Origin of the sequence: Lysobacter capsici (assembly GCF_014779555.2) — a bacterium.
Classification (GTDB): Bacteria; Pseudomonadota; Gammaproteobacteria; order Xanthomonadales; family Xanthomonadaceae; genus Lysobacter; species Lysobacter capsici.
This window is the reverse complement of record NZ_CP094357.1, coordinates 5,530,777-5,550,491: the sequence shown is the minus strand read 5'-3', so window position 1 is coordinate 5,550,491 and position 19,715 is coordinate 5,530,777. Positions and strand designations below refer to the sequence as shown.

Here is a 19,715-nt window from a genome sequence, read left to right as displayed (position 1 = left end):
GTCGCGGCTTGCGCCGCTCCTACAGGGAGCGACGAAGCATCTGCGCGGTATGAGTCGCTGCAATGGCTTGGGGCGTTCAGTACAGATCGGCAGGATCGACATCCAGCGACCAGCGCACCTTGCGCGCTTCCGGCGCGGCGTGGATCGCCGGCAGCGCGGCGTCGAGCGCGGCGTGCAATGGGCGGCGTTCGGGCGCGGACAGGATCAGCTGCGCGCGCAGGTAACCGGCGCGGCGCGGCATCGGCGCGGGCACCGGGCCGTTGACTTCCAGCACCGTGTCCGCGCGGCCGCGCGGTCCGGCGACGCGTTCGAACTCGCGCCGCGCCATCGCCAGGAACGCGTTCGCCGCTTCGACTTCCTGCGCCTCGGCGCGGATCAACGCCATGTGCGCGAACGGCGGAAACCCGGCGGCTTCGCGCTGCGCCAGTTCGACTTCGGCGAACGCCGGATAGCCGCCGGACAGCAGGGTGTGCATCAGTTCGTGATCGGGGTGATGGGTCTGCAGCATCACCTCGCCGGGTTTGTCGGCGCGGCCGGCGCGGCCGGCGACCTGGATCAGCAACTGCGCGAGTTTTTCCGGCGCGCGGAAGTCGGCGCTGAACAAGCCCTCGTCGATGCCGACCACCGCGACCAGGGTCAGGTTCGGCAGGTCGTGGCCCTTGGCGAGCATCTGGGTGCCGACCAGGACGCCCGGCGTGGTGCCGAATTCGCCGAGCATCTGTTCCAGCGCATCGCGCTTCTGGGTGCTGCCGCGATCGATGCGCAGGACCGGAAAATCCGGAAACCGCGCGGCCAGCGATTCCTCGATCCGCTCGGTGCCCGCGCCCTGCGATTGCAGGGCCAGCCCGCCGCAGTCCGGACACGCGTCCGGCGCCGGCCGGCGGGTGCCGCAGTGGTGGCATTGCAGGCGCCGGCCGCCGCCATGCACGGTCATCGGCGTGCCCTTGAGCGGGGTTGAACAGCGCGGGCAGTGCGCGGTCCAGCCGCAGTCGTGGCACAGCAGCACCGGGGCGTAGCCGCGCCGGTTCTTGAACACCAGCACCTGGCCGCCGGCGCGCAGTTCGCCGCCGATGCGCTCGATCAGCTCCGGCGACAGGCCGGCTTCGAGCGGGCGCTTGCGCACGTCGAGCACGCGTACCCGCGGCGGCTGCGCCTGGCCGGCGCGGCGTTTGAGTTGCAGATGGCCGTAGCGCCCGGCCTGGGCGTTGCGCAGCGATTCCAGCGACGGCGTGGCGCTGCCGAGCAGCACCGGCACGTCCAGCGCCTTGGCCCGGACCAGGGCGAAGTCGCGGGCGTGATAGCGGATGCCGTCGAGCTGCTTGAAGCTGCCGTCGTGTTCTTCGTCGATCACGATCAGGCCCGGCTCGCGCAGCGGCAGGAACACCGCCGAGCGCGTGCCGACCGCGACCCGCGCTTGCCCGCGCGCGAACGCGGCCCAGGTGCGGGCGCGTTCGCCGTCGCTCAGGCCCGAGTGCAGCGCATGCACCGGCACGCCCAGGCGGGCGCGGAAGCGGGCCAGGGTCTGCGGGGTCAGGCCGATCTCGGGGACCAGGATCAGCGCCTGCTTGCCGCGCGCCAGGCAGTCGGCGATCGCGTGCAGGTAGACCTCGGTCTTGCCGCTGCCGGTGACCCCATCGAGCAGGAACGCGGCGAAGCGGCCGCCCGCGGCCAGCACCGAATCGGTCGCCGCCCGCTGTTCGTCGTTGAGCGCCGGGCCGGGCTGCGGCGTCGGCGCGCGCTGCGCGGCCGGCACCGCGATCCGCTGCGCGTGTTCGCGCTTGGCCAGGGCGCGCGCGGCGCTGCGCCAGTCCTCGAGCAGTTCGTCCAGGCGGTCCTCGTCGAGCGCGCCGTGTTCGGCCAGCAGGTCGGCGAGCCGGCGCGGCTTGCCGGCGCGCAGACGTTCGCGGGCGGTGGCGCCGGCCTCGGTCAGGCGCCAGGCCCAGGCATGGGTATTGGCCAGCGCCTCGCCGCGGCGCAGCGGGCCGGGCAGGGCGGTGGCCAGGACTTCGCCGAGCGGGGCATGGGTGTAGCGGGCCAGCCAGCGCAGCGAGTCGAGCAGTTCGCCGTGCAGCAGCGGCTCGGGGTCGAGCCGGACGGCGACCGCCTTGAGCGCGGCCGGGTCGGTGCCGGCCTCGGGCGGGCCGACTTCGACGACCACGCCGATCAGTTCGCGGCGCCCGAACGGCACCCGCACCCGGCAGCCGACCGGGTCGCCCGCGGCGCTCGGTTCGGCGGGCGGCAGGTAGTCGAACAGCCGCGGCAACGGCAGCGGCAACGCGACCCGCCAGACGGTCGACGGCGGTGGAAACAGGGCCTCGGGCATGCCTCAGTCTAGCGAGCTGGAGCGAACGGCGGCAGACGCGTCAGTTGCGGGGCATTGCTCTGCATTGAGTGACAATAATCACGCAAGTGGCCGAGTTCGAAGGGAAAATCTCCTTATCCACACCGCCTGTGGATAAATCTGTGCATGGCGGGTCCGCAGCGATGCGCGAGGGCGTTGAAATAAGCCCTCGGGTTAGGTTGGTGAAAAAATCGCCAGACGCGCCAATCCCTTGCGTATCAAGGCTTTGCTCGTGAAACATCGTTGTAATGCGGGCGCGGCGCGGTGCGAAATTGAGGCGGATGACGGTTCTATTACTGCTGTGCACAACCGGATTTGGCTGCAAGCCGCGTCCTGCTTCGTGCGGACGCGTCTGCACGGTTTGTCAAGCGGTTTTGTGTGCCGCTCGCATCGCTATGATGCGCCGTATGGTGAAGCCGTCCCGATGAGTTCCACGACCCCCGCTACGGGCCCTTCCGCACCGCGTTCGACCGCTCCGGCGGCGCTGTCCGCGTTCCTGCGAGGCGTCGAACGGCGCGGCGCGGTGCTGGCCGAATTGCAGGCCGGCGACGCCGCCGCCGGCGACGCCGCGCTGGCCGCGGCGATGGGCGCATTCCGCGCGATCGCCGCCGACGCCGCGCTCAGCGACTGGCCGAGCCGGTTCTGGTCGCTGCTGCTGACCCAGCCCGGCCTGGCCCATCGCACCCCAGTCGCGATCGCGGTCGAGGCCACCGACCGCCTGGCCGAACTGGGCAGCGGACCGCGCGCGGCGCTGCTGCTGCGGCTGGCCGCCGGGCTCAGCGAAGGCGAGGCCGCGGCCGTGCTCGGGGTCGCCCCGGCGACCTACCGGCTGGCGCTGCAGCGCGCGCTGCCGCGGCACGCCGACGGCCGCGCCGATCCGCAGGCCTGGCAGCAATTGCGCGAACAGGTCCACCGCCGGATCAAGACCCTGCCGCCCGAGCGTCTGCAGCGGCTGGCCCAGGCGCGCGAACTCGCGCTCAGCGGCGGGCCGGCGAGCGCCGCGCCGGTGTCGGCGCCGGGACGCGCGAACCGCGCGCCGCGGTCGCGCCCGCGCTGGCTGATGCCGTTGCTGTGGACCCTGCTGGCGTTGTGCGTGCTGGCGTTCGCGGCCACGTTCTGGCCCGGCGGCGGCCTGACCGGCGGCTGGCTCGGCGCGCCCGACGGCGTCCAGATCAGCGCATTGCCGCAGGCGTCCGCGCCGGCCGAACGGTACGGCCGCGAGGCCGGACTGATCGCCCACCGCGACTTCGCCCTGCTCGCCGACCCGGAGGCCGAAGCCGCCGCGACCGACGTGGATTTCCGCAGCTGGCTGGCCGCGCGCGACGCCGGCACGATCACGGCCGTCGCCGCGGTGCCGCTGGAGACCCCGGTCGTGCCCGATGCGCCGGCCGCGCCGGGCAGCGAAACCCAATCGTCGGAAACCGACGCCTCGGAGGGCGAGTGATGCCGCGTCATGCATCGCCTTGCTCGCGCGCCCGATCGCGCCGGATGACGCTGGCCGCAACCGCGTTGGTTGTGATGTCGGTGTTGTGGCCGGCGAGCGCGTTGCCGCCGGAACTGGAGCAGGCCTTGCCGCGCCTGCCGGCCGACGCCCAGGCCCGCCTGCGCGACAACGGCCAGCGCTGGGACGGCTGGAACGAAGACCAGCGCCGCGACTTCGGCCGCCGCGCCGCGCAATGGGGCGAACTCAGCGACGCCCAGCGCGGCGAGCGCCGCGAACGTTACCAAGCCTGGCAGGCGCTGAGCGCGGACGAACGCGCGCAGCTGCAGGCCGCGGCCGCGCGCTACGCCGCCTTGCCGCCGGAGCAGCAACGCGCCTTGCGCGAGCAGTTCGACGCGCTCGATCGCAGCGAGCGTCGCGGCTGGTTGCTCGGTCCCTCGCTTGGTGCGGACTATCCCGGGTTGCAGCCGTTGCTGGCGCAATTGCCGCAGGCCCAGCACGCCGCGCTGTTGAGCGCGCTGCGCGCGCTGACCCCGGCCCAGCGCAAGGATCTGGCGGTGCTGGTGCAGCGCACCGCGCCGCAGGATCGCGAGCGCCTGCGCGGCGATCTGCTCGCGGTGCCGGTGGCGCGGCGTGGCGCGTGGTTGCAGGAGGCGTTGACCCGATGAGCGCGCGCTGATGTTCGCGCTTGGGGATGGGACGATCGGCGCGACGCCGCGGTGAGCGTCGGCCGCTGAATTTCGCGCGTGTCGCGGCGACACGTGGCGCTGGCGGCGTGGCTCAAGCCACGCGCGCCCGACTCGACGGACACGCTGCCGGCCTTGCCGGCAGCGCGCCGTTTTCAAGCGTTCAAGACTTGCTCGGGCTCAGGGCGAGAAAAACTGCGAGATCTTCGGCCAGGCAAAGGACAGCTGCGAGTAGTAGTCCTTCTTGTTGGCCGTGCTGGCGCTGCACGACGACGGACCGCCGGACAAGCCGCCGCGCAGCAGGTAATTGCCGCTGGCGTCGATGGTGAACAAGCCCGAGCCGGACGAGCCGCCCTCGGTGACGCCGCTTCCGGTCCAGCTTGCGGTGGTCACCGGCTTGGTCAGCACGCCGCCGATGGTCTGCTGGCTCGACAGCGAAGTCACTTTCGCCAGCGAGTATTTCTTCAGGTCGCCCGCCGGGTGATGGATGCCCTCGGCCAGCGTGCCGACCGTCGCGATCGCCTCGCTGCTCCAGCCGGCGTAAAACGCACCGGTGGGCGGCGCGGCCCTGAGCTCCAGCAGGGTCACATCGCTCGTGCGATCGCGGTACAGCAGCGTCGTGCCGCCGCTCAGCACCACGGTTCTCGCGCTGGCTTTCCTGCTGTTGCACGCGGTCGCATCGAAGAACCAGTAGGTCACGAACGAACTGGCCTGGGCCTGATCGGCGACGCAATGCGCCGCGGTCCACAGCAGGGCGCGCTTGGGCGTCTTGCTGTTGTTGAGCAAGGTACCGGTGCACCAGCCGGTATCGCCGGTGCCGCGGGTGACGGCGATGTGCGCCACCGCGTTGCTGGCCGCGATAAAGCCCGGGGTCGGATTGGCCCGGCAGACGATGTCTTGTTCGCAGGCGCCGCTGGTGCCGATGTCGCCGAAGGACTTGCCGATGTCCTCGCGATCGGTGAGCGGATCGAAAACCAGATGCGACAGCGCCGGAACGTCGAGGCGATAGGACTCCGGGCTGACGCCCTTCGGCAGTTGGATTTCGATGGTCATCGAATCGCCCGAGACGATCGGGCTCCAGCCCGCGCCGGCGGCGAATGCGCTTGCGTTTTCGGCGAAGACGCGGCCGTCGCTGCCGGCGAAACGCAGGCTCACGCTCGCGGCGTCGGCGCGCGCGCCGTGGGTCGCCTTCAGCGCCAGCTGCGCGCGCAGCGCTTTGGCGCCGTCGGAGGCGACGACGAATCGCGCCGCGCTCGAGCCGTCTTGCTGCGGCTCCCACGCCAACGCGCCCAGTTCGATCCGGCTGCGCTCGACCTTGCGGCCAAAGCCGATGCTCAGGGTCTTGAGTTGGTTCGAAGCGGAACGACGCGCCTTGAATTTGTCGAGAACCGCGCGGCTGGGCGCGATCAGGCTGACCGCGCGCTTGGTGGATTTCGCGGGCACGGTCAGCATCTGCGCGTCGCCCAGCGCGGCGGCCTGCGGCGCGGCGGTAACCGGCGCCGGCCCCATCGACGTGGGCGCGGGCTGCGACGCGAAGGCCGCCGAGGTCAGGCTCGCGGACAACGCGAACGCGAGAAGATTCAGCGCGGATTTTTTGTGGCTCATGATGAGTGATTCCTTGGGCTAGGACCGAGCGCGGGCATCCCACCTTGCCGATGCGCATGTGCTTGTCGAATGCAGTCGGTGTTTCGTGGGGAACACGTTGCCGAAACGCGGCCCGACGCGCTCACCCCACCTCGTCGATGCGTTGGCGCGTGGATGTTGTAACCCGGTTGGCAGTTTGGTCGGCGAAGCGAAACGGCATCGCGCGCGTTCATCGCGATGCCACGATTCGCGCGATGGCGATGCGGCTAGTGCGATGTGTGAGGTGGTGGTGTATTGGTTGTGCGTACAGGTGCGATATCGCACTGGTTCATGGTGCGCGTGAGTAGCGATACGGCGCATCGGTTCGGCGTTGCGGTGTTGGATGCGGTCGTGGCGAGCACGCCGATGCGGAAGTTTGATTGCAGTGGATGCGACCGTCGATGTCGGTTTAGGTCGGCTTGGCTTGCTTTGATTGAGCGACGCAAGCGTGTTGCGCGAATACCTGGCCGTTGTTGTGGGAATGACTTCAGCCCCGACGCTTTTCGCCCGGATCGCAGCGATCGCTCGTTTGAGCTTTAGCTACCTGTAGGAGCGGCGCGAGCCGCGACCGCGACATTTCGCTTGCATCGAAACCTCCGCCGTAGCCGAAATGCCGCGGTCGCGGCTTACGCCGCTCCTACAGGGGCTGCGCTTAGTTTGCGATGGGGTGCGGGATTCGGTGCGTACGATGGTGGTTTCGATGCAAGCGCGGTGGCGCGGTCGCGGCTTACGCCGCTCCTACAGGGGCTGCGCTCATTTTGCGATGGGGTGCGGGATTCGGTGCGTACGATGGTGGTTTCGATGCAAGCGAAGTGGCGCGGTCGCGGCTTGCGCCGCTCCGACAGGGGCTGCGATCAGTTTGCTGTGGGATGCGGGATTCGGTGCGTACGATGGTGGTTTCGATGCAAGCGAAGTGGCGCGGTCGCGGCTTGCGCCGCTCCTACAGGGGCTGCGCTTAGTTTGCGATGGGGTGCGGGATTCGACGCGTACGATGGTGGTTTCGATGCAAGCGAAGTGGCGCGGTCGCGGCTCGCGCCGCTCCTACGGGGGCTGCGCTTAGTTTGCGATGGGATGCAGGATTCGCCGCGACGCGCTGAACTTGCCGCCGAAACGGGCCATGCCGTCGGCGCGCAATCGCGGGGCGTGGTCGCGCAGGTAATCGTCCAGCGCGGCCTGGTCGCGCAATCGGTACTGCACGCACAGCGCGCGGCGGCCGGGTTCGGCGAGCGGGTCGGCGACAAGGTGCAGCGTCGCGCCGAGAAACCCGGGCAGGGCGCAGATCTGCGCGATGTGCTCGCGCAGCCAGGCGAGGTAGTCGTCGGCGATGGCGGCGTCGAGGTCGAGGTTGACCTCGTAGATCGCGCCGGCCATGTCGCCGGCAGCGTCCGCGCGCGCCGTGCTCACATCCGTACCAGCGCGGCGAACGCCAGCGCGGTCACCGCGAAGCTCAGCAGGACGAAGTACAGCGTGCCGATCACGGTGTAGCGCACAAGGGTCAGCAACCAGCCGTTGCCGTACACGCGTTTTTCCATCAGCAGCAGATAGATCGGCATCCATATCCACAGCGCGCTGATGCCGAGGCCGCTGATCCAGGCGAAGCCGCTCCAGTGCGGCGAGATCGCGTTGCTCAGCAGCACCAGCACGAACATCGCCAGGATCGACAGGCACAGGTAGACATGGCTGTACAACGCCACCGCCAGATGTTCGAGATAGCCGCGGCCCGAACCCAGGTAGGTCAGCTTCAGCAGCAGCGCGAAGATCGGCACCATCAGGAACAGCGCCGACGGCACCGCGGCGATCAGCGAGTGGATGTACAGCCACGGTTCCTTGCTGGCGCGCTTGAAGTTGATCTCGCCGCGGCCGACCTGGCGGTTGAGCCAGTCGTTGGCGAATTGCGGCCACCAGCTCACCGTCAGCGGATTGGTCTTGGCGTCCCAGGCGCGGCCGTTGAACGACAGCGGGCTGCCGTCGTCGCAATCGGTGTCGCCGTAACGCTGCGCGTCGAGCGGGCGCGGCGGCGCGCCCTGGCTGATCGTGGCGTGCGCGATCTGCAGCGCGGCGATGCGGCAACCGGCTTCGGCGTTGGTCTTGGCGATTTCGCGGTTGGTCCTGTCGCGCGCTTTCGAACCGGCCGGCGCGGTCGCCAGTTGCGCCTTGAGCGGCGCGATCAGCGCGTCGCGGCGTTGTTCGACCTCGGCCAGGGTCTTGGCCGCGGCGATGCCGTTCGGCGGCTCCAGCGCTTCGGCGGCGTCGCGCGCGCCCTCGGCCTTGCCCTCGGCGATGTCGGTTTCGTCGAGGCTTTGCTCGCCGCGCAAGGTCTCGATGCGCAGGTCGGCCTGGCGCTGCACGCCCTCGATCGACTTGTCGATGGCGCCGCGGGCGGAGGCCGGTATCGCTTCGCGCGCGGCCTGCAGTTCCTTGATGGTCTGCAGGCGCAGCGATTCGACTTCGGCGACCGAATCGGCTTTCTTGATCTGCTTCTGCCGGTTGCCCATGCGCACCGTGGTGCCTTGCAGGTCGACGACCTCGAAGCCGGGCTTGGTTTCGTCGAAATGCACGGTGAACTGGGCGACGAAGAAGGTCAGCACCGAGACGATCACGAACAGCCGCAGCGGCGCGACATAGCGCACGCGATGGCCGGCGATGTAATTCTTGGCGACCCGGCCCGGAGACAGCAGATCGCGCAAAGTCCGGAAGATGCGGCCGTCGAGATGCCAGAACGATTCGAACACTTCCTCCAGCGCATGCCCGGCGTGGCGGATCGGGTTGATGATCGACTGGCCGCAGACGTGGCAATAGTGGCCCTGCAGCGGCGCAGCGCAGTTTTCGCAATGGCTGGGATGGCCGTGGCCGTCGCCGGGGGCGTGGCCTTGCTCGCGGTCCTGCTCGTGGCCGGGTTCGTGCTCGCCAGCATGGCTGGCGCCTGAAGAAGTGGTTGCGCTCATTGGGAATCGAGAAAAGAGGCTCCCCGGCCTTCACTTTCGAGCGGGTAAGATAGCCGTCCGCCGCGACCCGGCGCCAGCGCCCTAGACCGGATGCGCGGCCGCAGTCGTGCTGTTGGTCCTCTCCCATGTCCGCGTCATCCCCCACCGATTCCCGCCCCGCCGCCCGTTCCGGCCTGGCGGGCGAGATCCGCACCACCTTGATTCTTGCCGCGCCGCTGGTGGCCGGCCACGTGTCCACCGGCCTGATCGGCTTCGTCGACAACACCCTCGCCGGTCACCACAGCACCACCACGCTGGCCTCGGTGACCATCGGCACCGCGCTGTGGTGGCTGCCGATGATGGTGCCGATCGGGACCTTGCTGTCGGTGCCGCCGTCGGTGTCGCAGCTCGAAGGCGCCGGCCGCCGCGGCGAAATCGGCGCGCTGTTCCGCCAGGCGCTGTGGATGGCGGTGCTGCTGAGCGTGTTCCTGTTCGCGTTCCTGACCCTGATCCCGTATGCGCTGGGTGCGATGGGCATCGCCCCGGGCATCATCCCCGGCGCGCGCGATTTCCTGCACGGCATCCGCTGGGGCGTGCCGGCGCTGACCCTGTTCTTCTGCATGCGCTATCTCAGCGAGGGCCTGCACTGGACCTTGCCGACGATGCTGCTCAGCGCCGGCGGCCTGCTGATCCTGGCGCCGCTGGGCTATGTGCTGACCTTCGGCAAGTTCGGCCTGCCGGAAATGGGCGCCGGCGGCCTGGGCATCGCCTCGGCGGCGATGCTGTGGGCGCAGGCGATCGGTTTCTTCGTGGTCCTCAGCCGCGCCAAGCGCTTCGCCGACCTGCGCCTGTTCGAGCGCTTCGACAAGCCGCATTGGCCGACCATCCGCGGCCTGCTCGCGACCGGCCTGCCGATCGGCGTGACCGTGCTGATGGAGGGCAGTTTGTTCATCGTGACCGCGCTGCTGATCGGCCGCCTGGGCGAAGTGCCGGCGTCGGCGCATCAGATCGCGATCAACCTGTCGGCGCTGTGCTTCATGGTGCCGATGGGCCTGGCCGAAGCGACCACGGTGCGGGTCGGCCATGCGATGGGCCGGCGCGACTACCTCGGCGTGCGCCGGGCCGGTTACGCCGGCTACGCGATCGTGATCGCCACCCAGTTGTGCTCGGGCATCCTGCTGTTGAGCGCGAACGAGCTACTGGTGAGTTTCTACACCGCCGACGCCGCGGTCGCGACCCTGGCCGCGTCGTTGCTGCTGTATTCGGCGATGTTCCAGTTCCCCGACGGCATTCAGGTGCTGTCGGCCGGCGCCCTGCGCGGCCTCAAGGACACCCGCATGCCGATGATCCTGGCCGCGCTGGCCTATTGGGGCGTGGGCATGCCGGTCGGCGCCGGGCTCGGTCTGGGGCTGGGCTGGGGGCCCAAGGGCATGTGGATCGGCCTGATCGCCGGCCTGACCGTGGCCTCGGTGTTGCTGGGCCTGCGTTTCCTGCGTTCCAGCCAGCCCGAGCGGCTGGCCGCGCGGATGGCGACCGAGGCGCCGCATGAGGTGGATCCGCATGAGACCGGCTGCACCTGAGAGAGCGGGAATCGGGAATTGGGAGTCGGGAATCGGAAAAGCCGAAACCCCGGCCCTTGATCTTCCGATTCCCTATTCCCGATTCCCGATTCCCGGCCTTCACAGTACGAATGGCGGGTGAAACCGCAACCCGTGCCGGGTTAGTCTGACCCGGTACACATGGAGTCTGTGCAATGAACCAAACCACCCCAAGTCGCGGGCCGTTGATGCGATTCTTCGTCGGCGTCTGGGACACGATGAATTTCACCCGCCGGTTGATCTTCAACCTGCTGTTCTTCGGCTTCCTGTTGCTGTTCCTCGCCATGCTGCTGTTCAGCGGCGGCGGCGCCAAGCCGTTGCAGGAGCGCACCACCCTGGTGATCGCGCCGGAAGGCAATCTGGTCGAGCAGTACAGCTCCGACCCGGCCTCGCGCGCGCTCAGCCGCGCGTTCGGCGACAAGAATCCGGAAGTGCAGTTGCGCGACGTGATCCGCGCGCTGGACGCGGCCAAGGACGACAAGCGCATCGAGCGCGTCGTGCTGCGCCTGGACAAGCTGCAGGCGGCCGGCATGGCCTCGCTGCGCGAAGTCGCCGCCGCCGTGGCGCGGGTGCGCGCGAGCAAGAAGGAAGTCATCACCTTCGCCGAGACCATGGACCAGAAGCAGTACCTGGTCGCCTCGCAGTCCAGCGAAATCTTCCTCGACCCCATGGGCGGGTTGATGCTCGAGGGCCTGGGCCGTTATCGCCAGTACTACCGCGAAGGCCTGCAGGACAAGCTCGGCGTGGACGTGCACCTGTTCCGCGTCGGCGAGTTCAAGTCGGCGGCCGAGCCGTACATCCTCGACGCCGCCTCGGAAGAGTCCAAGACCGCCGACCTGTTCTGGATGAACGACCTGTGGTCGCGCTATCTCGACGACGTGGCCAAGGCGCGCAAGCTCAAGGCCGCCGACCTGACCGCCGCGATCGACGAACTGCCGCAGCGCCTGGACGCGGTCCAGGGCGACCTGGGCAAGTACGCGTTGCAGCTCAAGCTGATCGATGGTTTGAAGACCCGCGAGGAAGTCGACACCCTGCTGACCAAGCGCGGCGCCGCCGATGCCGACGCCGAGGGCGGGTTCCGCCAGATTTCGTTCGACGCCTACGTCGCCGGCATGGACCGCATGGTCAATCCGGCCGATCAGCGTCCGCAGGTCGCGATCGTGGTCGCCGAAGGCGAGATCGCCGGCGGCGAGCAGCCGCCCGGTTCGGTCGGTGGCGTCAGCACCGCGGCGCTGCTGCGCGACGCGCGCGACGACGAGCACGTCAAGGCGGTGGTGCTGCGGGTGGATTCGCCCGGCGGCGAAGTGTTCGCCTCCGAGCAGATCCGTCGCGAGATCGTCGCGCTGAAGGCCGCCGGCAAGCCGGTGGTGGTGTCGATGGGCGATCTGGCCGCCTCGGGCGGTTACTGGATCTCGATGAACGCCGACAAGATCTACGCCGACGCCTCGACCATCACCGGTTCGATCGGCATCTTCGGCATGATCCCGACCGTGCCGCGCGCGCTGGAAAAGATCGGCGTGCATACCGACGGCGTGGGCACCACCCGCTTCGCCGGTTCCTTCGACATCACCCGGCCGCTGGCGCCGGAAGTCGGCCAGGTCATCCAGACCGTGATCAACAAGGGCTATGCCGATTTCACCGGCCGCGTCGCCAACGCGCGCAAGAAGCCGGTGGCCGAGATCGACGCGATCGCGCGCGGTCGCGTGTGGAGCGGCGCGCAGGCCAAGGAACGCGGTCTGGTCGACGCGCTGGGCGGCCTGCCCGACGCGATCACCGACGTCGCCGCGCGCGCCAAGCTCGGCAAGGCCGGCGAGTACCGCGTGCGTTACGTCGAGAAGATGCCGACCCCGTTCGAGCGTTTCTTCGCCGGTCTCGCCCAGAGCCAGGCCGGCAGCGCGCTGCTGGGCCGTTCCGACCTCGCCCGCGGCCTGCTGGCCAAGGCCTTGCCGCAGACCGCATCGGACCTGCGCTTTCTGGAAAGCTCGATCAAGCCGACCAGCGGCGTGCCGGTGAAGTCGCTGGCGTATTGCTTCTGCGAGCTGTAACCACCGCGGCGATTCCACTCCCTCTCCCGCCCCGCGGGAGAGGGCTGGGGTGAGGACCGCAGCCGCGAACAGTCACAAGCCAACGGGCCGCATCGCGGCCCGTTGGCGTTTCGCAAGCCGAAAGCCGCTCGCTGCGATCGCGACGAAACATCCGCGCGAGCCGAACCGACCGGTGAAGTCGCTGGCGTAGTGCTTCTGCGAGCTGCAACCACCGCGGCGATTCCACTCCCTCTCCCGCCCCGCGGGAGAGGGCTGGGGTGAGGGCCGCAGCCGCGAACAGTCACAAGCCAACGGGCCGCATCGCGGCCCGTTGTCGTTTCGCGAGCCGAACCGAACGCGGCGATGCCGATACCCCGTCCGCAACAATCACCATGCGACCACGCACGACGGGTCGCATCGCGCCCGGTCGCATCCGCCGCCGATTCACCCGCCCGCGGCGTCGATCGCGTCGCGGGTCTGCTGCGCGCCCTGATCGACCGCGCCCTCGACTGACTTGGCCTGCTCGATCGGCTGCTGAATCGCGTCGCGCATCTGCGTCGCCTGCGGGTCCACCGGCCGCTCCTTCTCCGGCGGCGCGGGCTTGGAGCATGCGCCCAGCGCGCACAGCAGCGCGGCGCAGGCGAAGGTCGATACGATACGGCGTGGTTTCATCGCGGCATCCTCGGTCGGTCCGGCCGTTATGCTACGCCGGTCGCGCGCGCAGCGCGGCGATCCACCGCACACCCGGAGACAAGCCATGGACCCCAAGCGCTGGCGACTGGACGGACAGCTCGCATTGGTCACCGGCGGCAGCGCCGGCATCGGCCGCGCGATCGCGCGCGAATTGCTCGGCTTCGGCGCCGACGTGCTGCTGGCCGCGCGCGACGCGACCGCGCTGGAATCGGCGCGCGCCGAACTGCTGGAGGACTTTCCCGACCGCGACATCCACGGCTTCGTCGCCGACGTCGCCGACGACGAACAGCGGCGCGAACTGCTGGACTGGGTCGAGGACTTCGGCGAAGGCCTGCATATCCTGGTCAACAACGCCGGCGGCAACCTGAGCAAGCCGACCAACGACTACACCGAGGACGAGTGGCGGCAGATCTTCGAGATCAACGTGTTCTCGGCGTTCGAACTGTCGCGCTACGCGCATGCGCTGCTGACCCGCCACGCCGCGTCGAGCATCGTCAACGTCGGCAGCGTGTCGGGCAACCTGCACGTGCGCACCGGCTCGCCCTACGGCATGAGCAAGGCGGCGATGCACCAGATGACCCGCAACCTCGCGGTGGAATGGGCCGAGGACGGCGTGCGCGTCAACGCGGTCGCGCCGTGGTACATCCGCACCCGCCGCACCTCCGACAAGCTGGCCGATCCGGATTATCTCGACGAAGTGCTGCTGCGCACGCCGGCCGGCCGCATCGGCGAACCCGAGGAAGTGGCCGCGGCGGTCGCGTTTTTGTGTCTGCCGGCGGCGGGTTACATCACCGGCGAATGCATCGCGGTCGATGGCGGGTTTCAGCGTTACGGATTCTGAGGACGCCGCCATGCCCGCTCGCGACAAAGCGCCGGCCGTCATCGATATGCGCACGTCGGGTTCCGGATGGGCCTTGTTCGGCGCGACCTTGCTGGCGATGGGACTCCCGACCATGCTGGACCCGTTCGTGCCGTCGCTGGAGGCGGCTTGGCTGGGCCCGGTGATGGTGTTGTTGGCCGCGGCGGTGGCCGTCGGCGTGATCGTGCTGCTATACGGTTGGCCGCTGTCGCTGGACGCGTCGTCCGGCCGGAGCAACGGCGGCGCGATCCAGGTGCTGCTGTGCGTGGCGTGCTTCTTCATCGCACACAGCGCGCTGCGCTTCGGGTTGCCGATACTGCTGCACCACCTGGCCGGCCCGCGGCCGGCGACCCAGATCGAAGCGGTGCGCGTGCGCGAATCGAGTTTCCGCGGTTGCCGCACCTCGGCCGTGCTGCCCGGCGACGGCTTCCTGCTGCGTCGTCGCCTGTGCAAGATTGCGCCCAACACCTTCGGCGCCTTACGCCACAGCGAACGCATCGAGCTGCGCGGCACGCGCTCGTACTTCGGCATTTCGGTCGAGGGTTACGACGCTGCGCCGCCCGCGCCGCGCTGACCAGCCTCGGCGTTATGGGTTGTGACCGGCGCGATCCTCGACCGCCGGCGCGGCCTTGAACTGGCTTACCGCGATGCCGAAATACGAGGCCGAACCGGCGATTTCGATGCGTCCGGTTTTCGCCAGCGCGCCATAGCTCGCGGGATCGAGCTTGCACAGTCTGCGCCGCATCCACAGCGAATCGCCCGGAAACGAGGCGTGCTTGCGGCAGCCGCGTGCACTGCCCGCATCCATCTGGACCGGCTCGATCAACACCACCGGCTGGGAGGGAGCGAGCCGATGCAACAGCGGCAGCAGCCCGGGCAGGAACACGTACAAAAACACGAGCGTGAGCACCGCGTATATCGCGCTGAGGGAGGCGGTGTCGCGCGAGCCGAGCAGGCGCGGCGGCGATCGCAGGTCGAAGCCGCGCTGCATCACGATGAACGTGCAGATCGCGGCGGCCACCGCGCAGGCGCTCAACAGCAGCTTCAGCCAAAGCACCTCGGGCGAAGGCAGAAAACGCTCGCAGGCCCATGAGGACCAGGACATCAAGCCCATCGCGACGACCACGATGAGCACGATCTTGACGGTGAATCGCCAGTTGAGGTCCAGACCAGGGTTGGGAGCGGGTTGCGGCATGTCGCGATCCTTCGCACGGCATTCGACTATAGGCCGGGGCGCGACCGGTTGCGATACGGGTAATCGCCCACCGCGAACAGGCCGAACGTTGCCGAAATCCGCCGGGCGATACGCGCGAACTTACTTGCCGCAGGTGCTCTCGGTCACGATCCGCTGGATTCTTGCGACCTCGGCCGCCGACGCGTCGCGGCTGTCGCTGCGGCCGAAACGCAGCGCCGATTGCGCTTCGCGCAGGCGCTGCTTCCAGTTTTCGCACAGGGCCTCGTCGGGCAGGCGCTGGCATTGGTCGGTGACCATCTGGCAGGCGACGCCGACGCCGGGGCTGGTGGTGCCGCCCAGGCCGGTGGTCTGCAGCTGCGCGCAACGCTGCGGCGGGTTGCCGTCGTCGTTGAGGTAGCGGCCGTTGTCGTAGGTGCGGCATTCGAACAGCACCGGCGGCGGCAGTCGGTCGGCGTCGGCGATCTGCGGGCCGGCCGGCACGGGCGGGGCTTTATTGGCGGCCGCGGGCGTCTTCACCGACGGCAGCTGCGAGGACACCGGCGGGTGCGGCGGCGGCGCGTTGGCCGGCGCGTACGGCGCCACCGGCGAACCGATGAAGGTCGGCGGCGCGGACGAGGTCGACACGCCTTCGAGCACGCGTTTTTCCTGCTGCTGGCCCTTCGGGCACGGGGTGTTGTTCTGCACCGTCAACTGGCCCAGGGCATCGGTGCAGCGGTAGATCACCACCTTGCCGCCTTGCGCATGCGTGCCGGCGCTGGCCAGCAACAAAACCGACAACCACCACACACGCATCAGTAAGCTCCGCAATCGGCGTTCATTCGCGCATCGATGATGCGCTGTTCCCGGGTGATCTGTTCGCGCTCGCTCTGCAGCGCGCTGTTGTAGCGGCGATCGCCCTGGTAGCGGTCGTCGCGCAGGCGCGAGCACACTTCTTCCTGAGGCAGTTGCTCGCATTCGTCGCGGATCAACTGGCTGCCGTAGTACACGCCGGAGCCGTAGTTGTAGCCACCGGAATAATACCCGCCCGAGTAGGCGGTGCTCGCATAGCTGACACTGCCGTGGCGGCCGTTGGCGGCCACCGCGATGCCCGCCGAGCCGATGCCCATGGAACGGGAGCTGGTGGAATTGAGCACCGCGGACGGGTCGCCCAGGCGCGGCCGGGGCGCGCCGATGCGGCCGCCGAGCGAGGTGTGGTTGTTGTTGTAGACCGGCACGCCGTAGCCCAGGTCGACGATCGGCACCATGCGCGGATTGCCGTCGCCGTTGCTGCTGGCGTAGCGGCTGCCGTCCGGGCGCACGCAGTCGAACATCGGTTGCGGATTGCGCACCACCAGCACGCGTGGCCTGCTGTCGATGGCCGGACGCGAGGCCGGGGCCGGCGCGGCCGAAGCTTCGATCGTCCGCGGCGGCGGGTCGACCGGGCGGGCCATGCTCAAGGTCTGCTGACGCTGGCCCTTTGCGCAGGGCGTGTCGCGCAGGCTCAGCTGGCCGCGATCGTCGGTGCAGCGATAGATGAGCACCTCGGCGGCCTGCGCCGTCCCCAGCGATGCGCCGGTGGACAGCAGGGCGGCCAGGACCAGGCTTCGACGGCGGGCGTGGATGGCGTTCATGCATGCATCTTGCGCCTCGCCTGCGTTACGGGGAAGTCGAATCGGGGCGCCGTTCGCGGGCGTTGAGGGCGGGTTTAGCGAGGGCCGGCTTGGCGACGGCCCCTTCGGCGACGGCCGGTTCAGCGCCGCCAGACCAGCACCAGCACGCCGCTACCGACCATCAGCAGCCCCAGCCACTCGCGCGCGCTCGGCCGCTCGCCCAGGAAGCTCACCGCGAACAGCGCGGCCAGGACCACGCTGAGCTTGTCGACCGGCACCACCTGGGCCACGTCGCCGAGTTTCAGCGCGCGGTAGTAGCACAGCCACGAGGCGCCGGTGGCCAAGCCGGACAGGATCAGGAACAGCAGCGAACGCGACGGCAACGTGCGCGGATCGACCCATTGCCCGCTCAGCGGCACCAGCAGCGCCAGGGCGATAACGATCACCACGGTGCGGACCAGGGTGGCGTAGTCGGCGCTCACGCCCTGCACGCCGACCTTGGCCAGCACCGCGGTCATGGCCGCGAACACGGCCGACAGCAGCGCCCACAGCGCCCAGGCGGGGAACGGGCTGGTGACAGGGTTCATGGCGGGACCTCAAGGCCGGGACAGGGCGAGGATAGCCCCGGCCGCGTCGGAGCCCGGTCAGCCCCGCAGGACCTCGCCGGTCGTGGCGACGCGGATCGGGGTCGGCGCGGACAGGCCGCCGGTTTCGCCGGCGCACACGCCGTCGGCGAGCGCGAGCAGGGCGCGGTCGAGCTGCTCGCGCTGGAACGCCGGCGGCTGGCCGGCGAGGTTGGCGCTGGTGGAAACGAGGGGGCGGCCGAGCGCCTGGCACAGCGCGCGTGCCTGCGGATGCGCGGTGACGCGCACGGCGACACTTTCGTGGCTGCCGCGGATCCAGGCGGGGACCGCGGCGGTGGCGGGCACCGCCCAGGTGTTCGGCCCGGGCCAGCTGGCCCGGACCGTCTCGGCGCGCTCGGCCGGCAACGCCGACCAGTCGATCAGGCCATCGAACTGCTCGACCGAGGCCGCGATCAGGATCACGCCCTTGTCCACCGGCCGTTGCTTGATCGCCAGCAGACGCAGCACCGCGGCCTGGTCGAACGGATCGCAGCCGATCCCCCACACCGCTTCGGTCGGATAGACGACGACGCCGCCGCGGGCGAGCGCGGCGGCGGCGTGTTCGAGGCTCAGCTCAGGCATGCGGATCGGGCGCAGGGGGCGATGGCGCAGTGTCGCATGGCGGTCGTGGCGTCGGGATCGACCCGTTCGGGCCAGAGCCGGGCTTGGTTCGAACTGAGTACGACGGAGCTCAGTACGGCACCCAGGCGTCCTTCCAGGCGTAACCGGTGCCGGGACGGTAGGCGTCGGCGTTGATATTGCACCAGCCGCCTTCGGGGAACGGCCGGCAGCCGTACAGCTTGCCGTCGCTGCCCTTGACCACGGTGGCGCCGGGCACATAGCGGCCGATGCCGTCGGGGTAGACGTAGTCGTAACCCGACGGCGTGCCCGGACTCGGGTTCGGATTGGGATTGGGATTGGGCGCGGGCTGCCGGATGTCGAGCTGGTAACGGCGGCCGCTGCCGCTGAGGAAGACACGATTGGCGCTGGCCGAAGGCTGCGGCGTGATCGCGCCGTTGCTGTGCACGCCGATGCGGGCGTAGCGCGCGGTCGCGTTGACCTGCCGGCCCAGGCGCAGCGGCCAGGCGGTCGCCGCGGTCTCGCCGGCCTTGAGCGTGACCTCGATGCGTTCGGCGTCGTTACCGTTGGCTTCGAACACCCGCAGGCTCACGCTGGTGCCGATCGGCAACGCGGTGTGTGCGCTCAATGCGCCGGCGTCGGTCCAGGTGGTCGGCGAGGGCGGCGTGCCCGCGCCGGAAAACGCCACGTCCATGCAGGTGTAGAACGCCTCGGTCGAATCCGAGCGTTGCCAGGTGTTGTAGATCACATGACGGCCGCTGCGCTTGGGCAGCGGGCAGTTCAAATGGTAGTTGCCGTCGGACGCGAGCGCGGTGTTGCCGACCGTGCAGAACGGTTCCAGGTCGGCCCAGCGCAGCGGCTGGTTCGGGTTCCAGCCGTCGCGGGTGACATAGAAGGTCCACTCGCGGGTGGCGTGCGGCGCGGTGCCCTTGAACAGGAATTCGTAGCGGCCGTTGGCGTCGGCGGCGATCGGCTGCGCCTGCCAGTCGGCGCGGGCGAGGTTCAGGCCTTCGAAGGTGGGATTGCCGCCGCTGCACAGCTTGCCGTCGGCGACCACGGCGCGATGGTTGCCGTTGGCGGCGGCCTGATTGATGCTCATCCAGTCGTAGAACATCGCCAAGCCCGAGACCCGATGCGCGGCGGCGCAGGCCGGGTCGGTCGGGTTTTCGCGGTTGCCGTCGGCGCAGGCGACGACGCGGCTCTTGGGTTTGATCATCGAGCCGTGGGCGTGAACCTGCGCGAGCGGCAGCACGGTCAGCACGGCGAGAGCGAGAAGGGCGGACCGTATCGGGGGAATCGGGGTCATGAGCGTTCCTGGGAATGGCGTCCGGGGGCATCCGGACAAGCCAGCGTAGGCACGCTAAGCGCGAGAACAATCAGACAAGTACGCATCGTGCGTGCTCGACGAATGCCGCCGGCTGCAGGGCCAGGCAGCAATGCGCCGTTCGACGGCACCGATCGATGCCGTCGACGGCGAACGCACGGGATCGACGGCGAACGCGGACATGGCGATCGAGATCGACCTGCACGCGAACCGGTT

At 69.4% G+C, this 19,715-nt stretch carries 18 protein-coding genes; 6 read left to right on the top strand and 12 right to left on the bottom strand.

Annotated features, from left to right (window positions below):
• Positions 1–76 precede the first annotated feature (76 nt).
• Positions 77–2,323: a primosomal protein N' gene (locus IEQ11_RS22895; RefSeq protein ID WP_191821105.1), complete on the bottom strand. Its 2,247-nt coding sequence runs from the start codon at positions 2,321–2,323 to the stop codon at positions 77–79.
• A 442-nt stretch (positions 2,324–2,765) separates the two neighbouring features.
• Between IEQ11_RS22895 and IEQ11_RS22890 the strand changes: the two genes are divergently transcribed.
• Positions 2,766–3,785, top strand: coding sequence for a sigma factor-like helix-turn-helix DNA-binding protein (locus IEQ11_RS22890; protein WP_191821106.1), 1,020 nt, complete (start codon positions 2,766–2,768; stop codon positions 3,783–3,785).
• Between the two features lie 44 nt (positions 3,786–3,829).
• A complete protein-coding gene (locus tag IEQ11_RS22885) occupies positions 3,830–4,450 on the top strand; it encodes a DUF3106 domain-containing protein (RefSeq protein WP_191821107.1) in 621 nt (206 codons plus the stop codon).
• A 198-nt stretch (positions 4,451–4,648) separates the two neighbouring features.
• On the opposite strand, the gene IEQ11_RS22880 is transcribed toward IEQ11_RS22885, so the two are convergent.
• The 4 genes from IEQ11_RS22880 to IEQ11_RS22870 all read right to left on the bottom strand — a co-directional run bounded on the left by IEQ11_RS22880 (position 4,649) and on the right by IEQ11_RS22870 (position 9,036).
• Entirely contained in the window at positions 4,649–6,073 is a 1,425-nt protein-coding gene (locus IEQ11_RS22880) for a trypsin-like serine peptidase (protein WP_191821108.1), read from the bottom strand.
• Positions 6,074–6,091: 18 nt separating this feature from the next.
• Positions 6,092–6,613 carry a hypothetical protein gene (locus IEQ11_RS26105; protein ID WP_484502705.1) on the bottom strand — a complete coding sequence of 174 codons (522 nt, stop codon included), beginning with the start codon at positions 6,611–6,613 and terminating at the stop codon, positions 6,092–6,094.
• A gap of 534 nt (positions 6,614–7,147) precedes the next feature.
• Positions 7,148–7,495, bottom strand: coding sequence for a DUF4286 family protein (locus IEQ11_RS22875; RefSeq protein ID WP_191821109.1), 348 nt, complete (start codon positions 7,493–7,495; stop codon positions 7,148–7,150).
• A complete protein-coding gene (locus IEQ11_RS22870; RefSeq protein ID WP_191821110.1) occupies positions 7,492–9,036 on the bottom strand; it encodes a DUF3667 domain-containing protein in 1,545 nt (514 codons plus the stop codon). The genes IEQ11_RS22875 and IEQ11_RS22870 overlap by 4 nt, the downstream gene beginning before the upstream one ends.
• Before the next feature lie 125 nt (positions 9,037–9,161).
• Between IEQ11_RS22870 and IEQ11_RS22865 the strand changes: the two genes are divergently transcribed.
• Positions 9,162–10,595: an MATE family efflux transporter gene (locus tag IEQ11_RS22865; protein WP_046658184.1), complete on the top strand. Its 1,434-nt coding sequence runs from the start codon at positions 9,162–9,164 to the stop codon at positions 10,593–10,595.
• A gap of 173 nt (positions 10,596–10,768) precedes the next feature.
• Positions 10,769–12,658 carry a signal peptide peptidase SppA gene (gene sppA / locus IEQ11_RS22860; protein WP_096416766.1) on the top strand — a complete coding sequence of 630 codons (1,890 nt, stop codon included), beginning with the start codon at positions 10,769–10,771 and terminating at the stop codon, positions 12,656–12,658.
• Positions 12,659–13,081: 423 nt separating this feature from the next.
• On the opposite strand, the gene IEQ11_RS22855 is transcribed toward sppA, so the two are convergent.
• On the bottom strand, positions 13,082–13,309 hold the full coding sequence (locus IEQ11_RS22855; RefSeq protein WP_036105761.1) for a hypothetical protein: 228 nt from the start codon (positions 13,307–13,309) through the stop codon (positions 13,082–13,084).
• Between the two features lie 85 nt (positions 13,310–13,394).
• Between IEQ11_RS22855 and IEQ11_RS22850 the strand changes: the two genes are divergently transcribed.
• Positions 13,395–14,171, top strand: a complete 777-nt coding sequence (locus tag IEQ11_RS22850; protein ID WP_036105763.1) for an SDR family oxidoreductase — start codon at positions 13,395–13,397, stop codon at positions 14,169–14,171.
• Positions 14,172–14,181: 10 nt separating this feature from the next.
• On the top strand, positions 14,182–14,763 hold the full coding sequence (locus tag IEQ11_RS22845) for a hypothetical protein (RefSeq protein WP_191821111.1): 582 nt from the start codon (positions 14,182–14,184) through the stop codon (positions 14,761–14,763).
• 12 nt (positions 14,764–14,775) lie between these two features.
• Here IEQ11_RS22845 and IEQ11_RS22840 read toward each other — a convergent pair whose 3' ends face one another.
• The 6 genes from IEQ11_RS22840 to IEQ11_RS22815 form a co-directional block, all read right to left on the bottom strand.
• Positions 14,776–15,384 carry a hypothetical protein gene (locus IEQ11_RS22840; RefSeq protein ID WP_191821112.1) on the bottom strand — a complete coding sequence of 203 codons (609 nt, stop codon included), beginning with the start codon at positions 15,382–15,384 and terminating at the stop codon, positions 14,776–14,778.
• 120 nt (positions 15,385–15,504) lie between these two features.
• On the bottom strand, positions 15,505–16,176 hold the full coding sequence (locus IEQ11_RS22835) for a DUF4124 domain-containing protein (RefSeq protein WP_046658178.1): 672 nt from the start codon (positions 16,174–16,176) through the stop codon (positions 15,505–15,507).
• Entirely contained in the window at positions 16,176–16,994 is an 819-nt protein-coding gene (locus IEQ11_RS22830; RefSeq protein WP_191821113.1) for a DUF4124 domain-containing protein, read from the bottom strand. The genes IEQ11_RS22835 and IEQ11_RS22830 overlap by 1 nt, the downstream gene beginning before the upstream one ends.
• 119 nt (positions 16,995–17,113) lie before the next feature.
• A complete protein-coding gene (locus tag IEQ11_RS22825) occupies positions 17,114–17,560 on the bottom strand; it encodes an EamA family transporter (protein ID WP_046658176.1) in 447 nt (148 codons plus the stop codon).
• 57 nt (positions 17,561–17,617) lie between these two features.
• Positions 17,618–18,178 carry an L-threonylcarbamoyladenylate synthase type 1 TsaC gene (tsaC, locus tag IEQ11_RS22820; RefSeq protein WP_191821114.1) on the bottom strand — a complete coding sequence of 187 codons (561 nt, stop codon included), beginning with the start codon at positions 18,176–18,178 and terminating at the stop codon, positions 17,618–17,620.
• A gap of 109 nt (positions 18,179–18,287) precedes the next feature.
• Positions 18,288–19,481, bottom strand: a complete 1,194-nt coding sequence (locus IEQ11_RS22815; protein WP_191821115.1) for a lytic polysaccharide monooxygenase — start codon at positions 19,479–19,481, stop codon at positions 18,288–18,290.
• Positions 19,482–19,715: the final 234 nt, after the last annotated feature.

Bases quoted from the DNA above. Each gene is read 5' to 3' on its own strand.
- IEQ11_RS22835 (WP_046658178.1), bottom strand. From the start codon at position 16,176: ATGCGTGTGTGGTGGTTGTCGGTTTTGTTGCTGGCCAGCGCCGGCACG.
- tsaC (WP_191821114.1), bottom strand. From the start codon at position 18,178: ATGCCTGAGCTGAGCCTCGAACACGCCGCCGCCGCGCTCGCCCGCGGC.
- sppA (WP_096416766.1), top strand. From the start codon at position 10,769: ATGAACCAAACCACCCCAAGTCGCGGGCCGTTGATGCGATTCTTCGTC.
- IEQ11_RS22865 (WP_046658184.1), top strand. From the start codon at position 9,162: ATGTCCGCGTCATCCCCCACCGATTCCCGCCCCGCCGCCCGTTCCGGC.
- IEQ11_RS22890 (WP_191821106.1), top strand. From the start codon at position 2,766: ATGAGTTCCACGACCCCCGCTACGGGCCCTTCCGCACCGCGTTCGACC.
- IEQ11_RS22880 (WP_191821108.1), bottom strand. From the start codon at position 6,073: ATGAGCCACAAAAAATCCGCGCTGAATCTTCTCGCGTTCGCGTTGTCC.
- IEQ11_RS22845 (WP_191821111.1), top strand. From the start codon at position 14,182: ATGCCCGCTCGCGACAAAGCGCCGGCCGTCATCGATATGCGCACGTCG.
- IEQ11_RS22840 (WP_191821112.1), bottom strand. From the start codon at position 15,384: ATGCCGCAACCCGCTCCCAACCCTGGTCTGGACCTCAACTGGCGATTC.
- IEQ11_RS22855 (WP_036105761.1), bottom strand. From the start codon at position 13,309: ATGAAACCACGCCGTATCGTATCGACCTTCGCCTGCGCCGCGCTGCTG.
- IEQ11_RS22825 (WP_046658176.1), bottom strand. From the start codon at position 17,560: ATGAACCCTGTCACCAGCCCGTTCCCCGCCTGGGCGCTGTGGGCGCTG.
- IEQ11_RS22895 (WP_191821105.1), bottom strand. From the start codon at position 2,323: ATGCCCGAGGCCCTGTTTCCACCGCCGTCGACCGTCTGGCGGGTCGCG.
- IEQ11_RS22815 (WP_191821115.1), bottom strand. From the start codon at position 19,481: ATGACCCCGATTCCCCCGATACGGTCCGCCCTTCTCGCTCTCGCCGTG.
- IEQ11_RS22850 (WP_036105763.1), top strand. From the start codon at position 13,395: ATGGACCCCAAGCGCTGGCGACTGGACGGACAGCTCGCATTGGTCACC.
- IEQ11_RS22870 (WP_191821110.1), bottom strand. From the start codon at position 9,036: ATGAGCGCAACCACTTCTTCAGGCGCCAGCCATGCTGGCGAGCACGAA.
- IEQ11_RS22830 (WP_191821113.1), bottom strand. From the start codon at position 16,994: ATGAACGCCATCCACGCCCGCCGTCGAAGCCTGGTCCTGGCCGCCCTG.
- IEQ11_RS22885 (WP_191821107.1), top strand. From the start codon at position 3,830: ATGACGCTGGCCGCAACCGCGTTGGTTGTGATGTCGGTGTTGTGGCCG.